The following is a 14,897-nucleotide window of genomic DNA, read 5'->3' as shown; positions in this document are numbered from 1 at the left end:
CTTTTTATCACAGAGAACCGGGCCGCCGAAATACAACGGCTATTCACAAGGGCAAAGCAAAGACAAATGGCAACGGGCGGCATGCTGTCGTCAATCGCGACAACAAACCAACAAATGCCCGCGCCACATGGGACCCTCGAGCCGAGGTGAACCACGCCGCCCGCAGACGGCGCGTCTTTGCCTTCAGCGGTCCAGTTTCGCCCGCAATTCGCGAGCGGCTTCCAGCAGTCCGTTGTAACCCGAACGCGCATGCTCCGGCAGATCCGGATCGCCGACGAACGCGCCAAGCGTTTCGATCAGGCTATACAGAATGCCCTTTGCGGCACCGGAAGCAATGCTGCCGGACGACACCTGCTGGTCCACGTGACTCAGCGCTGCATCGAGGTGTTCCAGGTCGGGCCGCTCGCCCGTGGGCGGCTGAGGCGTTACGTCTTGCGTCATGATGAAACTTCTCTCGGGTTGATGCGTCAGTGAACAAAGCCATCCTTTCACGTTGTTATATACCGATCGTGCGCTGGCGTCTATTCGTGCTCGGACTCAGCGCGATCCACGCGATTCACGTCAAGGCGTCCACCGATACATCAGGATTTTCGCGCGCGCGTCGTCTTCCAGCAGAACGCCGTATTCGCCATTGCCGCGCTGCACCGCGCTGATGCCGAGATAAACATCCACCCAGCCGCTGGTATTGCCGACGCTCGCGCCCGGCGTCATATAACCGACCGCTTGCCCTGTGCGCGCGTCGTACACGTCCACCTTCGCGGTGTACAACTCGGCGACGAAAACGTAATTGCCCGCCACCGCGACGCCGACCGTTGTCGTCTGCGGATTGGTTTGCGTGTTCCATGGCAAGGAGACCGTGTATTGCTGCGCCGGTGTGCCGGAACTCCAGTTGTCATAGCGCGCGAGCACCGGGCCAGCCTCTTTCCAGTGGGTCGAATCCCATGGGATCGCACTGGTAAAGCCCGATATGTACATCGTGTCGGTCTCGACGATGTAGACGATCCGCGCGATCCGCGTGAACGGTTGCGGCATCGCGAACATCTTCGAGCTCGCGTACGTGTAGATCGGATTGCCGGCTGAGTCGAGACCTTGCAGCGGCATCTCGCGAATGCCGCTCGTCGGCGTGGCGAGCCACACGTTGCCTGGCGTATCGACCCACCAGAAGCCGTTGCCGACCGTGCTGCCCGTCGACGGATTGCTGCTGATCTCGCTGGCGTCGACGGTGCCGTTGCCATTGCTGTCGCGCCATAACCATTCGCCGTAGGTGGGCTGCGCTGCGGGCCATGTGCCAGGCAGCGGATTTTGCGCCAGCAAGCCGGACGGAATCGCCATTTCTGCGTGCGCCGCATCGAAGCGATAGACGTTCAGATAGTGCGCGCCCGGATCGAGCGTATAGAGAAACGGCAGGCCGTTGATTCGCCGCACCATCGGCTCACCGCGCACACCGCGCGGCTCGTGAAAGGCGGGGTCGTCGGGATAATCGAAGCGGTCGAGCGTGAAGCCCGCATACGACCATTCGTGGCCGACCGGTTGGTTGTAGTCGAGCGTGAAACGCTTCGAGCCCGTGTAGACGGAATTCGGCGTTGCCGGATCGAACGCGGCGCTATCGACGAAAGTCAGCCCGTACAGGCGCCAGTTGAGTGCATGCTTGCTGTACACGTAGCTCTCGAGCACCGCACCTTGACCGACCGATGCCGAGCCGAGCGGCCGCGGCCCTTCGCCGTTCTGCGCGACGTACAGATTGCCCGCCGGATCAAGTCCGATGCCCGTGATGCCGTTGAAGCGCCAGTTGCCCGGCACGCCCTTGACCGGATGGAAGATGCCGTTACGCGTGCCGATCGGCGCGGCAGCTTGCGGCTGGCCGCTGGCGTCCTTGTTGTAGACGAGGATCTGCTGCGACGGTCCGTTGTCGGCGACAAGGATTTGTCCGGAAGGTGTAATCGCGATGTCGGTTGGCACTGCGCCGGCGGGCAACGCCAAGGTGCCGGAGAGCGCGGTGCCGTTGGCGGCGTAGTGAAGAATGCTTAGGTTTCCGGATGAAACACCGCTCATCACCCACAGCGTTGAATCCGTGTCGATTGCAATGCGCCCCGGCGAAGGCACGCTCCACGATCGTAAACGCTGCATCGATGCCGCGTCGAACACGAGGATCCGGCTGTTGATGGTATCCGCGACATACAGTTCGGTATCGGTGGCAGCCATGCCGCGAATGCCAGCATCGGTACCGGTCGTCACCGTGTCAAGCAGCAGGAAACTGTTCTTCGTCGCGTTGGCACTATTGCCGATGCCACCCGTGAAAGGCGCGCCGGCCGCCAGATTGGCAAGCGTGCGGCGCGTCACGCCGAACCATGTCTGATTGGCCGGCGGATAGTCCGCGCCGACCAGTCCATTGTTCTCGTTGCCGATCGACATTGCCGCGTACAGGTAGGTGTGGTTCGTCGCGACCGCATCGCCGCCGGCGGCGCCCCAGCCATGCGTCGAACCGGCCACGGCGATCTTGTCGCCCGCACGGTACGCGGCGATTTCGCTACCGCTTTCATCCCAGGGGGCATTGGTATAAACGGTGCCGTCAGCGCCGACGCTGATCGCCTGAATGTCCTGCTGCATCCACTTGCCATCGCCGAAACCAAAGCTATTGCCGATCCACGACGTGGTGTAGGTGAGTTGCGATTGCGCGGATGCGTTGAGAGGAAGCAGACTGTGGACGACAAGAACTGCCACGCCAAGGCGAGAGAAGAGTTTCACGACGGGTTTTCCTTGCGAGGTGCGAAGCGCGCACGGCCGGCGTGTCCGGCGCGCTATCGCGAGTATGCGGATCGGCTAGCTATCGCGCATACGTGAACATTGTTGGCGTTTTATCCTCGCATGGAAAAAGCGGAAATTTATTCGCAAAAAATTCGCGGTAAGCAATTGATCGTCTAAACAATTCGAAGCGCATAAACATGCGCTGTAATGCAGCGCTATTTGCTCTTGGGCTTCACGCGATAGGCACACCGTCGCGCGCCGGCGAGCACATGCTCCTCGCGCTCAATCGATCCTTCCCCACCGACGATCTCCGCAAACAACTGCAGCTCCGCACGGCAAAAACCCTGGCAGGTGCGCGCCGCCGCGCAGATCGGGCAGTGGTTCTCCAGCAGCAGCCAGTCGCGCCCGTCTTTCTGCAACTCGGCCATATAGCCTTCGGTGCTGCGAATCTCCGCGAGCCTGGTCAGCCGCGCCTTGAGGCCCTTGATCGGCTTGAGCGCCGCGAGATAGTTCGCGCGTGTTTCGACTGCACGCTGATCGATCAACTTGTCGAGCCCCTCTTCGCCGAATAGCTGACGGATCGAGCCGAGCAACTGCACGGTCAATTGCGGATGCGTATCCGGAAAGCGTGCGTTGCCCGCTTCCGTCAAACCCCAACTTTGACTCGGCCGCCCTGGCCCCGCCTGCGACGCCTGACGCCCTTCGATCAGGCCACCTGTCAGCAGCTTCTGGATCTGCTGCCGCGCGGCTTCGACCGTGATGCCGAGTTCGCCCGCGATCGATGCCGTCGATAAAGACCCCTGCGTCTTCAACAGATTCAGGATGCGATCCACCGGCGCAGCCGCTGACGCGGCTTGCGTAACGGCCGGTGAATTTTCCAAGCTTTCATTTGCATATCTCATCGGAGCGCATTATTATCCAAGCCAATACTTGCATAATAAGCCAACCTCGCACGGCTGTCCATGACATGAAAAATCTGCAATCGGATGTGCCGGCATGGAGTGATCTGCTCAGCGGCAGTAACGGCTGGCGGGCGTTGGGTCTCGCGGGCGGTGTCGCACTGCACGCCACCAATGTGTATGTGGCGACGACGATTCTGCCGTCGGTCGTGCACGACATCGGTGGGCTCGAACTGTATGCGTGGAATACGACGCTGTTTGTGGTCGCGTCGATTCTCGGCTCGGTGTTGTCGGTGCGCCTGCTCGCAGTGCTCGGCGCGCGCTCCGCGTACTTCAGCGCGCTGGCGGTGTTCGCGCTCGGCACCGTCGTGTGCGCGACTGCACCGTCAATGCTATGGATGCTCGGCGGCCGCACGCTGCAAGGTTTCGGCGGCGGAATTCTGCTCGCGCTCAGTTACGCGCTGATTCGCGTGGTGTTTGAAGAGCGCCTGTGGCCGCGCGCGATGGGCTTGGTGTCGGGCATGTGGGGCGTGGCGACGTTATGCGGGCCGGCGGTCGGTGGCATCTTCGCGCAGCTCGGCGATTGGCGGCTGGCGTTCTGGGTATTGCTGCCGGTCGTGCTGCTGCTCGCCATGATCGTGCATCGCGAGGTCGATGACAAACGCGCCCACGGTGAAGCGGCTCAACCGATCCCGTTGCTCAAGGTCAGCTTGCTTGGCGCCTCCGTCCTCGTGATTTCGCTCGCCGCATTAACCGACGACATGCGCTGGAACGCGCTCGGCGTTATCGCTGGCCTTGGCTTCGTATGGCTGCTTGCGAGACTCGAACGCAGCGACGCCCACACGCGCTTGTTGCCGAGCGGTTCGTTTTCGATTCGCACGCGGCTCGGCCGCATCTACGCCTGCATGAGTCTGCTCGGTATCGGCGTGACCAGTGAGATCTTCGTGCCGTATTTCTTGCAGACGATCCACGGACGTTCGCCGCTCGCCGCCGGTTATCTGACCGCGTTGATGGCAGCCGGCTGGTCGGTCGGCTCGATGTTTAGCGCCGGCCGCTCCGCCACTGCCGCGCAACGCTTGAGCCGCGCGGGTCCGGTGGTCGCGGCACTCGGACTCGCCGCGCTCGCATGGCTGATGCCGATAGCAGGTTTGTTCGACGGTTTGCCCGGCACGGCCGCATTGTGCGCGGCGCTCGCGAGCGTGGGGCTGGGTGTCGGGATCGGCTGGCCGCATCTGCTTACTCGTGTGTTCACCGCCGCGCAACCGGGCGAAGAGAATCTCGCGTCCCTTTCGATCACCACCATTCAACTGTTCGCGATGGCGTTCGGCTCGGCGCTCGCGGGTCTCGTCGCGAACGGCGCCGGTCTCACGACCCTCGCCCCGCTACCCGGGGCGCAACAGACCGCGCTCTGGCTGTTCGCGACGTTCGCGTTCGCGCCCCTGCTCGCAGCCGGGCTGACCCGCCACAACCCGCGCCTTACCGGAGAAGCATCGTGATAGATCGAGTACAAGCCATGCGGATCTTCGTGCGAATCGTCGATGCCAGCAGCTTCACGCGCGCCGCCGAGTCGCTCGAGATTCCGCGCGCCACCGCGACGACCACCGTGCAGGCGCTTGAGTCCCTGCTTGGCGTGCAACTGCTGGTGCGCACGACGCGCAAGGTCACGCTGACCGCTGAAGGCGCCGCGTATTACGAACGCTGCGCGCAGATTCTCGCCGCTATCGAAGAAGTCGAATCGGGCCTGTTCAACCGCCCGGAGAATCTGCGCGGCCGCTTACGTATCGCGATGCCGGGCATGATCGCCGCGTCGATCGTGGTACCTGCTCTGGCGTCGTTCCGTGCGCTGCATCCGCATGTCGAACTGGCGCTCGGCGTGGGTCAGCGCACGCTCGATCTGGTTGGCGAAAGCGTCGATTGCAGCATCGAACTGGGCGAGTTGCCCGATTCCCGGCTGCTCGCGCGCCGCCTCGGGTTGCTCGAACGCGTCACCTGCGCGAGCCCAGCGTATCTCGCGCGGCACGGCGAGCCGCGTCATCTAGACGATCTCTCGGACCACGTCTCAGTGAACTGGCTGTCGACGCAGACCGGCCGGCGCGTGGACTTCGACTTCAGCGTGGCGGCGCGGACAAGCAAGGTCAAAGTGGACGGCTTCATTCAGGTGAACGACGAACACACGTACCTCGCGTGCGGGCTCGAAGGCCTGGGACTGATTCAGCCTGGACGCGCCGCCGCTGCGCCGTACCTTGCATCCGGACAGTTGATCGAAGTTCTGCCGAAATGCAAGCCGGCGCCGGTCGCCGTCTCGGTGACGTATGTGAAAAGCCGGCAGATTTCGCCGCGCGTGCGAGCCTTTGTCGACTGGCTCGCCGAGGTGTTCGACAACGCGCCGGGAATGGTCAAGGCAGCGCCGCCGCTGGCCGATCCGCCGTTGTGGCCGGTGCTGGATACGCAGCGTCTAAACGAACTCAATACGGCGTCGCACTAAACGCATCGACGTGCGAATACGAAATGAAGTGCACTAGTGCGACTCAACGCGCCTGCGCGAATTCTTCTGCCACCGCGGCAATCAGCACCTGCATCCGCGCGCTCTTGTAGAGATCGGCGTGCGCGACCACCCAGACATCGAATGGCTCCGCGCGATGCGGCATCACGCGCACCAGCTCCGGCTCGTAATCAGCGCGAAAACGCGGCAACTCGGCGATACCGAAGCCGGCAAGGGCTGCCTCGAACAGCATCGCAGTGGATTGCGTCTGGAACACGAGACGCCCGCGCGAAGTGGGCTCGCCGCACAGAGCCGCCCACATCGACGGCGAGGCCGGCTGTTGATACATCACCAGATCGTGACCGTCGAACGCCTCGCCTTCGCGCGGCTCGCCACGCGCGGCAATGTATTCGCGTGACGCGTAAATACCGACCTCCAGTTGCGCGAGCTTGCGCGCGATCAGGTCGGGTGCATCGGGCCGCAGCGTACGGATCGCCACGTCCGCTTCGCGCCGCGTCAGATTGGCGATCTGCGCGGATGTCACGCAGACGATCTCGATGCCCGGATGCGCACGCCGTAGCTTGGCGATGGCCGGCACCACGAATTGTTTGCCGAGCGAATCCGTCGTGGCGACACGGATCGTGCCGGCCAGTTGATCGTCGAGCCCGGCAATTCGCCGTTCGATCGACAAGGCGGCCTGCTCCATCGTCTCGGCCGCCCCGAGCAGGGCTTCGCCGGCAGGCGTCAGCACGAACAACGCGGGGGTGCGCAGAAACAGCGTTGTCGAAAGCGTTTCTTCGAGCGCGGCGATCCGTCGGCCGACCGTCGCCTGATCGACGTCGAGTTGCGCCGCCGCGCCGCGCAGCGTGCCCGTACGCGCCACGGCGAGAAAAAATCGTGCGTTGTCCCAGTTGATCATTGGCTGCGCTGTCCGTCATGCATATTTGCATCATACACATGCGCAATCACTGCTTTATTGCATTCGCGTATGTGACTAGACTTCGTCGATCGATTCAATTGCAGTTTTAGCCCGAGGATGTGTAATGACCGAATGCGCCGCTGAACAACCGCTGCCCACCAAGCTGGCCGGCACGGAGCGGGCCGCCAGGCGTCCGCGCCTGACGCTCGCGCTGGTGGCAAGCGGCATGTTCATGGCCGTGCTCGACACCACCATCGTCAACGTCGCCCTGCCCGCGATGCACGTTAGCCTGGGTGCATCCGTAGGCGGTCTCGCGTGGATCGTCGATGCCTACACGCTGAGCTTTGCCGCGCTGATCCTCGCGGGCGGCGTCGCGTCCGACCGTTTCGGCGCGAAGGCGGTGTATCTGTGGGGCCTCGCGTTGTTCGTCGCGGCCTCGGCGGCTTGCGGGCTGGCGCCGAACGTCGGCGCACTGGTGGTCGCGCGCTTCGTGCAGGGCAGCGGCGCGGCGTTATTCCTGCCGGCGTCGCTCGCCATCGTGCGCAGCACCTTCGACGACCCGGTGGAGCGCGGGCGCGCCATCGCGACGTGGGCTGGGATTGCCTCGGTCGCCGCCGCAATCGGGCCGGTGTTGGGCGGCCTCCTTGTGCAAGGGTTCGGCTGGCGTAGTGCGTTTCTGATCAATGTGCCGACTGGTCTCGTTGCCTTTGCGGGAGCTTGGGTCGTGGTGCGTCACTCGACGCGCAGCGTTGGGCGTCATTTCGATTGGGGTGGGCAGTTGGCGAGCATCGTCGCATTGGGCGCGCTCTGCTATGCGGCGATTGAGTTGCCGTCGCGTGGGATCGCTGCGCGAGAGGTGTGGGGGGCGGCGTTGCTTGCCGTGCTAGCTGCGCTGACGCTTGTTGTTGTCGAGCGGCGTGCGCAGCATCCGATGGTGCCGGTTGAGTGGTTCCGTAATCGGATGTTTGTGACGATGAATGCGATGGGGACGCTCGTTTATGTTGGCTACTTTGGATTGTTGTTTGAGTTGAGTCTTTATTTGCATGGCGAGTTTGGGTTTAACGCGCGGGAGATTGGGCTTACGTTGTTGCCGCTGGCGGGGAGTTTGTCGATCGGGAATGTGGTGGTGGGTAGGTTGCATGGGCGGTTTACTGCGACGCAGTTTATGACAACCGGGCTCGTGCTAGCCGCCGTTGCGGTGCCGGCGATGGCAATGAGTCTGGAATGGCGCGCGCCTTGGTTTTTTACTTATGCGGCGATGGTGATGTTCGGTGGTGGGACGGCGTTGTCGGTGCCGCCGATGATTTCCACGGTGTTGGAACAGGTGCCTGGTGAATTGGCTGGTGTGGCATCGGGATTGCTGAATGCGTTGCGGCAGGCGGGGGGGCTTGTAGGGGTTGCGATGGCGGGGGCGGCGACGATTTTGGCGCCGCATGTGGCGGAGGCGTTGTGGTGGGTTGCTGGTATGGGGCTGGTGACTTATGCGGCGGCGGCGGGGTTGGCAGCGAGTGCGGCGTAAGTTTTTTGCTCAACTGGCTCGCTCCCGGAAAAGCTCACCGGTCACATCTCCAGTCCACTTTTGCCCCCCGGAAAGACTCACCTTTAACGCTGCCAGCGAACGCGCGATCGCTCAGGGCATCACCGCTCCTTGAGACGCCATGCCGTCAGCCCGCCGGCCCTCTGGATGCCCTCACCCGCCGCACAAAGAGTCGCCGCGTGAGATCGAACGCCACCAGATTGCCCGCTACCACCAGCAGGAGCCCGAGCACCGCCAACGCGGACCATCGGTAGCCCTCGAATACCGTCGACGCCGCCAGCGCCACAATCGGAAACAGCACGGTGCAGTAGGCGGCCCGCTCCGGCCCGATGCGCCCGACCAGCATCAGGTACGCGGTAAAGCCAATCACCGAGCCAAATATCGCCAGATAGGCGAGCGCGCCGAGATAACGCGCGTCGGATTCGATGGAGGAAGAAAAGCCGGCCAGCGCGCTTCCCACCGTCAAGACGCCGGCGCCGATCAGCATTGCCCAGCTATTGGTGGCGAACGGGTGCAAACCCATCGATTGCATCCGGCTCGACAACAGATTGCCCGCCGAAAAGCACAAGGTGCCAAGGAACGCGATCGCGAGCCACGCGAACTGACACTGGCCGATCGCACCTATTTCGAAGACGCCCGCATCGCGCACCTGTGTCAATCGCTCGCCAATGAAGACTGGCAGGATCCTGATGGCCTGCTGCGGACCAATGAAACCGCGCACGAGGTGTTGAGTCTGCTGCTGCGCGCACAAGGCGTGCGTCGCACGGATACCTTGCTCAAGGGCGGGCTGTCGGTCGCTACTCGGCGACGCTTGCGCGACTACATCGAGAACCATCTCGCGCAGACGCTCACGCTCGGTGAACTTGCCGGTGTAGCGGCGCTCTCGGAATTTCATCTGGCGCGCATGTTCCGCACGTCGTTCGGACTACCGCCTGCTGCCTGGATCGCGCAACAACGGCTCGAACGTGCACGCACGTTGCTGCGCACTACGAGACTGCCGCTCGCACAAGTCGCCGAACAATGCGGCTATGCGAACGCCAGCCATTTCAGCCATCGTTTCCGTGAAAGCGTCGGCGTGGCGCCGGCGGCGTATCGGCAGGTGGTGGGCGCGGGATAGGGGCCGACCGCCCTCACTGCAAGGCCATTGCCAATACGCGTGCCACATGGATTGCGTCCACGCCCGCGCCGTCGTGAATCTGATGCCGACAACTCGTGCCGTCCGCCACCATCACCGTATTGCCGTCGATCTTGCGCACCGCGGGCAGCAGTGAGAGTTCCGCCATCGCCTGCGATGTGGCGTAGTGCTCGGCTTCGTAGCCGAAGCTGCCCGCCATCCCGCAGCATGACGACTCGACAGTCGACACCTTCAATTCAGGAATCCAGTTCAGTACGGTTTGCACGGGCGTGAACGCGTCGAAGGCCTTTTGATGGCAGTGGCCATGTACAAGCGCCTGCTCCTTCGCCAACGGTTTCAACGCAAGCTGCAAGCGCCCGGCCTTTTCTTCGCGCACCAGAAACTCTTCGAATAGAAACGCCTGTTTCGAAAGGCGTCGCGCTTCGTCACCGAAACCGTAGTGCAGAAACTCGTCGCGCAACGACAGCAAACACGACGGCTCCAACCCGACGATCGGCACGCCCCGCTCCACGAACGGTTTGAACAGATCGAGCATGCGCCGCGCTTCCTGCTTCGCTTCATCGACCAAACCGGCCGCGAGGAAAGTGCGGCCGCAACACACCGGCCGCTCGCCCTGGCGCGTATTGAAGTGCACCGTGTAACCGGCAGCTTCCAACACCTGCTGCGCGGCGCGCGCGTTTTCCGGCTCCATGTTGTTGTTGAACGTATCGACGAACAACAGCACTTCTTTCAGCGCGCCGCCTTGAGGTGGTTTGGTCGCCGACGCACTCGCCAGGAATGATTTCTTGAACCGCGGCAACGTACGTTCAGGCGCAAAGCCCACCGAGCGTTTGAACCACGCCGACAACACCGGCACGTTATCAGCCAACGCCATCAAACCCGGCACGCGGCCAGCCGTTGCCGCATAGCGCGGCATGAAGGCCACGAGTCTGTCGCGCAGACGCAAGCCATGCCGTTTGACACGCGCCGCCCGCGCTTCGATCTTGAACTTCGCCATGTCGACGCCCGTCGGGCAATCGCGCTTGCAGCCCTTGCACGAGACGCACAGGTCGAGCGTGTCCTTGACGTCGTCGCTGGCGAGTCCTGCTTCGCCGAGTTGCCCGGAGATCGCGAGACGCAACGTGTTCGCACGTCCCCGTGTCACATGCTGCTCATCCTTCGTCACGCGATAACTCGGGCACATGGTGCCCGCGTCGAACTTGCGACAATGGCCATTGTTGTTGCACATCTCAACGGCCTTCGCGAGACCGCCCGACAGATCGTTGCCACTGCCCGGCAGCGTCTCCTGCCCCGTCAGCGGATCGCGTTCAACGTTCCATGCGGACCAGTCGAGCGCGGTCTCGATCCGCTGCGCCTCATAGCCCGGCGCGAAGCGGAAATTGCGCGCGTCGTCCATCTTCGGCGGACGCACGATCTTGTCGGGATTGAAGCGGTTGTCCGGATCGAACAGCGCCTTGATCTCAGTGAACGCCTGATTCAGACGCGGCCCGTATTGCCACGCTACCCATTCACCGCGGCACAAACCGTCGCCGTGCTCGCCGGAATATGCGCCCTTGTATTCACGCACCAACGCCGCCGCTTCTTCGGCGATCGCGCGCATCTTCACCGCGCCGTCGCGCCGCATATCGAGAATCGGCCGTACGTGCAGCGTACCGACACTCGCATGCGCATACCAAGTGCCTTCGGTGCCGTTGCGGTGAAAGACTTCGGTCAGACGGCTCGTGTATTCCGCCAGATGTTCGAGCGGCACCGCGCAATCTTCGATGAAGGAGACCGGCTTGCCGTCGCCCTTCATGCTCATCATGATGTTCAGCCCAGCTTTGCGGACTTCCCACAGCGCTTTCTGTTCGTTCGCGGCAGGCATCTCGACGACCGAATCGGGCAAACCGAGATCGGCCATCAGTTCGGTGAGTTGTTTGAGCGACGCGAGTTGCTGGTCGCGGTCCTCGCCTGCGAATTCCACTAGCAGGATGGCTTGCGGCTCGCCGACCAACGCCTTCTCGATCACCGGACGGAAGGCAGGATTGCTCATCGCCAGATCGATCATGGTGCGATCGACCAGTTCCACGGCCACCGGCTTCAGCTTGACGATGTGCTGCGTGAGATCCATCGACTGCCAGAAGGTCGGGAAGTTGACCACGCCCAGCGTCTTATGCGTCGGCAACGGCGCGAGCTTCAGCGTCAGTTGCCGGCTGAACGCGAGCGTGCCTTCCGAACCGACCAGCAGATGCGCGAGATTCGCGCTGCCGTCGTCGGTATAAGCGCGCGGGTTCTGGCAATCGAACACGTCGATGTTGTAGCCCGCGACGCGACGCAAAACCTTCGGCACGCGTTCGACGATTTCAGCATGCTCTCGCTCAGCAATCCGCTTCACGCCTTCGACGATCTGCTGCAAGCGCACGCCTTGCGGCGCCTCGCGCAATGAGGCGAAACGTGCTTCGCTGCCGTCGGCGAGAATGGCGTCGATCGCTTCGACGTTGTGCACCATGTTGCCGTATTCGATCGAGCGCGAACCGCACGAGTTGTTGCCGGCCATTCCCCCAATCGTGCATTGCGCCGCCGTCGAGACATCGACCGGAAACCACAGGCCATGCGGCTTCAACCATACATTCAGATGGTCCAGCACGACGCCCGGCTCGACCGTCACCGTGCGCGCGTCGGCATCGAATTCGACGATGTTGTTCAGCCACTTGCTGGTGTCGATCACCAGCGCCTCGCCGACAGTCTGGCCGCATTGGCTTGTGCCTGCGCCACGCGCGAGCAACGGTACTTTCTCGCTGCGTGCAATTTCCAGCGCAATGCGCAGATCGTCCTGATCGCGCGGCACCACCACGCCGATCGGCGTGATCTGATAGATCGACGCATCGGTGGAATAACGGCCGCGGCTGGCCGCATCGAACAACACGTCGCCACGCAAAGCCTTGCGCAGATGTTGCGCGAGCGGCGACGTCAGCCGTGCAGCGGACGGCACCAGATGGATCGGCTTGACGAGTAAAGCGGAAGTGGGGTTCGTCATATCGTCGGCCTATAAGAAAGCGGGCTAGTACAGCGTCAGGCTGATCGGCGCGAGCCCTTCAATACGCCCGCTCGCTGTGCCCGCGCTCTGCGGAAAAAACATGCCGGTGTACGAACCGGTGGTGACGACCATCTCCGGCGTGACCGCGATACCGCGCGACGTGGCGTGATTGACGAGCCATGTCAGCAGGCGTCGCGGATCGCCGGCCGGATTGGCGGGTGTTGTTTCAACCACGTCACGCTCTTCAAAGCTGAACTGCAACGAAGGCGTCACAAACGGAAAGTCCTCGCGATATGGCGTAAATTCGCCGACGACCAACGCGCCGTGATTCTGCAAATCCGCGAGTTGGGCAAGCTTGTCGACCTTGGGCCAGTCAGCGTAACGGCTCGCCACGATCTCGATGGTCGCGCCGATCGAGCCGATACCTGCGTGCACGTCGGCTTCGCTATAGGGTGTTGTCGACGGCTCGAAGCGGCGGCCGAAGCGGAATGCGATCTCCAGTTCGAGTCCCAGCGGAGCGAAGGCTTCACGCGGCAATCGTGCGCCGTCGGCATGCAGATCGTTCGCAGGCAGCGGTGCGCCCTGGATCGGGCCGCTGTCGGACTTCGCGCCGATCTTCCAGCCGCGGATGGGTGCGTCCAGTACGCGCAGGATCTCGTGCTGGATCGCGTAGGCGGCGACGCTGTCGGCGGGCGTTTGCTCAGGCGGCAACGCATCGAGCGTGAGGTGATGGCGGCGCGCGTCGGCGAGACGTTGACTCAGTGATGTTGTCATTGCTTTAAAGGCGAAGAGAGGGAACCGTGCGTTTCGAAACGGTGTGTTCCGAAACAGCGCATTCCGAACGTTGAATTCCGTTTACGCGCCCACGCCGGTCGTAGCGTGCGCTTTGTCGGCCGCGTTGAGTTCGAACTTGCTTTCCGGCTGCATGCGGAACGCGAGCACCACGCCGATCGCCATCAACAGCATGCTGCCGACGAACGGCAACTCCCAACTGCCGAAGTAGTCGATCAGAAATCCGCCGACCACCGGCGAGATGATCGCGGCCAATGCCGAGCCGGTGTTCATCATGCCGCTCGCAGTCCCCGAGTATTCCGGCGCGATGTCCATCGGAATCGCCCACATCGGGCCGATCGTCATTTCGGCGAAGAAGAAGCCTGACGCGAGACACGCCATCGACAGATACAGGCTGTGCGTGAACATCAGCGGAATGAGCGAGAGCAGACAGAACAGCATGCACACCGATACCATCCAGCTTCGCGCACGCTTCAGGCTGCGGGTCCGCGTGAAGATCCAGTCGGTCACAATGCCGCCGAGCGTGTCGCCGAGTACACCGGCAAAGAACACGACCGATGCGAAGATCGCCGACTTTTGCAGTTGCAGGTGATAGCTGTGCAGGAAGTACTGCGGAATCCAGCTAAGGAACAGCCACAAGGTCCAGCCGTAGCAGAAGTACACGATCGTGACCGGCCACATGCGGCGAAACAGTTTTCCCCACGGCACACCGGCCGCTTTCGGCTTCGGCGCGGGCAGGACTTCGAGTTCCTCAGTCGTGATACGCGGATGATCTTTCGGATGTTCCGTGAACGTGAACGCCCACACCGCCACCCACAGCAGGCTGAACACGCCGCAAATGTAGAACGATTCGCGCCAGCCCCAGGTCGCCATCACCAGCACGATCAAACCGGGTGCCACCGCGTTACCGATACGCGATGCCGCGTGGGTGATGCCCTGCGCGAAGCCGCGTTTTTCTTTCGCGACCCAACGCGCCATCGCGGACGTCGCAGCAGGAAACGTGGCACCTTCGCCGAAACCGAGCAACACGCGCGCGGCCAGCAACGAGACGAGACCACCTGCGAAACCGGTCAGCAAAGTCGCCACGCCCCAGATAGCGCCGCAGAAAATCAGCGTGCGTTTTGCACCGAAGCGGTCACTGACCCAGCCACCGATGATTTGAAAAATCAGATACGGGTAAGCGAAGGCGGAGAACACCAGGCCCACTTCCGTATGGGAGAGGCCGAACTCCTTGCCGAAACCTGCGGCCGCGGTGCTGACGTTGACGCGGTCCAGGTAAGTGATGAAGTACATGACGCTTAGCATCACTAGAACGATACTGGTCGCACTGCTCACACGAAACCGCCTCATCGTCTCTCTCCATTGCAGTCTA

The 14,897-nt window shown here is 62.6% G+C and carries 10 protein-coding genes and 2 pseudogenes; 4 read left to right on the top strand and 8 right to left on the bottom strand.

The features are described from left to right. Positions 1-183: 183 nt before the first annotated feature. The 3 genes from M0D67_RS31945 to M0D67_RS31935 form a co-directional block, all read right to left on the bottom strand. A complete protein-coding gene (locus tag M0D67_RS31945; RefSeq protein WP_154565029.1) occupies positions 184-441 on the bottom strand; it encodes a hypothetical protein in 258 nt (85 codons plus the stop codon). Between the two features lie 120 nt (positions 442-561). Next, positions 562-2,745: a hypothetical protein gene (locus tag M0D67_RS31940; protein WP_266240971.1), complete on the bottom strand. Its 2,184-nt coding sequence runs from the start codon at positions 2,743-2,745 to the stop codon at positions 562-564. 215 nt (positions 2,746-2,960) lie between these two features. Beyond that, a complete protein-coding gene (locus M0D67_RS31935) occupies positions 2,961-3,626 on the bottom strand; it encodes a metalloregulator ArsR/SmtB family transcription factor (RefSeq protein WP_266240970.1) in 666 nt (221 codons plus the stop codon). A gap of 86 nt (positions 3,627-3,712) precedes the next feature. On the opposite strand from M0D67_RS31935, the gene M0D67_RS31930 reads away from it, so the two are divergent. Together M0D67_RS31930 and M0D67_RS31925 are read left to right on the top strand one after the other, a co-directional pair. Further along, positions 3,713-5,140, top strand: a complete 1,428-nt coding sequence (locus M0D67_RS31930; RefSeq protein ID WP_266240969.1) for an MFS transporter — start codon at positions 3,713-3,715, stop codon at positions 5,138-5,140. Further along, entirely contained in the window at positions 5,137-6,129 is a 993-nt protein-coding gene (locus M0D67_RS31925; RefSeq protein WP_266240968.1) for a LysR family transcriptional regulator, read from the top strand. The genes M0D67_RS31930 and M0D67_RS31925 overlap by 4 nt, the downstream gene beginning before the upstream one ends. A gap of 43 nt (positions 6,130-6,172) precedes the next feature. On the opposite strand, the gene M0D67_RS31920 is transcribed toward M0D67_RS31925, so the two are convergent. Continuing rightward, positions 6,173-7,042, bottom strand: coding sequence for a LysR family transcriptional regulator (locus M0D67_RS31920; RefSeq protein ID WP_266240995.1), 870 nt, complete (start codon positions 7,040-7,042; stop codon positions 6,173-6,175). Between the two features lie 127 nt (positions 7,043-7,169). On the opposite strand from M0D67_RS31920, the gene M0D67_RS31915 reads away from it, so the two are divergent. Then, on the top strand, positions 7,170-8,564 hold the full coding sequence (locus M0D67_RS31915; RefSeq protein ID WP_266240967.1) for an MFS transporter: 1,395 nt from the start codon (positions 7,170-7,172) through the stop codon (positions 8,562-8,564). A 145-nt stretch (positions 8,565-8,709) separates the two neighbouring features. Here the strand turns inward: M0D67_RS31915 and M0D67_RS31910 are convergent. Next, positions 8,710-9,174 (bottom strand): annotated as a pseudogene (locus M0D67_RS31910) (EamA family transporter); the annotation flags it as partial. Here M0D67_RS31910 and M0D67_RS31905 point away from each other — a divergent pair. Beyond that, positions 9,166-9,699 (top strand): annotated as a pseudogene (locus tag M0D67_RS31905) (helix-turn-helix domain-containing protein); the annotation flags it as partial. The pseudogenes M0D67_RS31910 and M0D67_RS31905 overlap by 9 nt on opposite strands. A 13-nt stretch (positions 9,700-9,712) precedes the next feature. Here M0D67_RS31905 and M0D67_RS31900 read toward each other — a convergent pair. From M0D67_RS31900 to M0D67_RS31890, 3 genes are all read right to left on the bottom strand, one after another. After that, entirely contained in the window at positions 9,713-12,733 is a 3,021-nt protein-coding gene (locus tag M0D67_RS31900; protein WP_266240966.1) for an FAD-binding and (Fe-S)-binding domain-containing protein, read from the bottom strand. Positions 12,734-12,757: 24 nt separating this feature from the next. Further along, the gene (locus tag M0D67_RS31895) at positions 12,758-13,507 is read right to left on the bottom strand and encodes a 2-keto-4-pentenoate hydratase (protein ID WP_266240965.1); all 750 of its coding nucleotides are present in this window, start codon (positions 13,505-13,507) and stop codon (positions 12,758-12,760) included. 81 nt (positions 13,508-13,588) lie between these two features. Further along, positions 13,589-14,875, bottom strand: a complete 1,287-nt coding sequence (locus M0D67_RS31890; protein WP_154565043.1) for an MFS transporter — start codon at positions 14,873-14,875, stop codon at positions 13,589-13,591. Between the last annotated feature and the right edge of the window lie 22 nt (positions 14,876-14,897).

The organism is Paraburkholderia sp. SECH4 (assembly GCF_030511745.1).
GTDB classification, from domain to species: Bacteria; Pseudomonadota; Gammaproteobacteria; order Burkholderiales; family Burkholderiaceae; genus Paraburkholderia; species Paraburkholderia madseniana.
The sequence above is the reverse complement of the archived record's forward strand: the minus strand, read 5'-3'. Positions and strand labels throughout refer to the sequence as shown.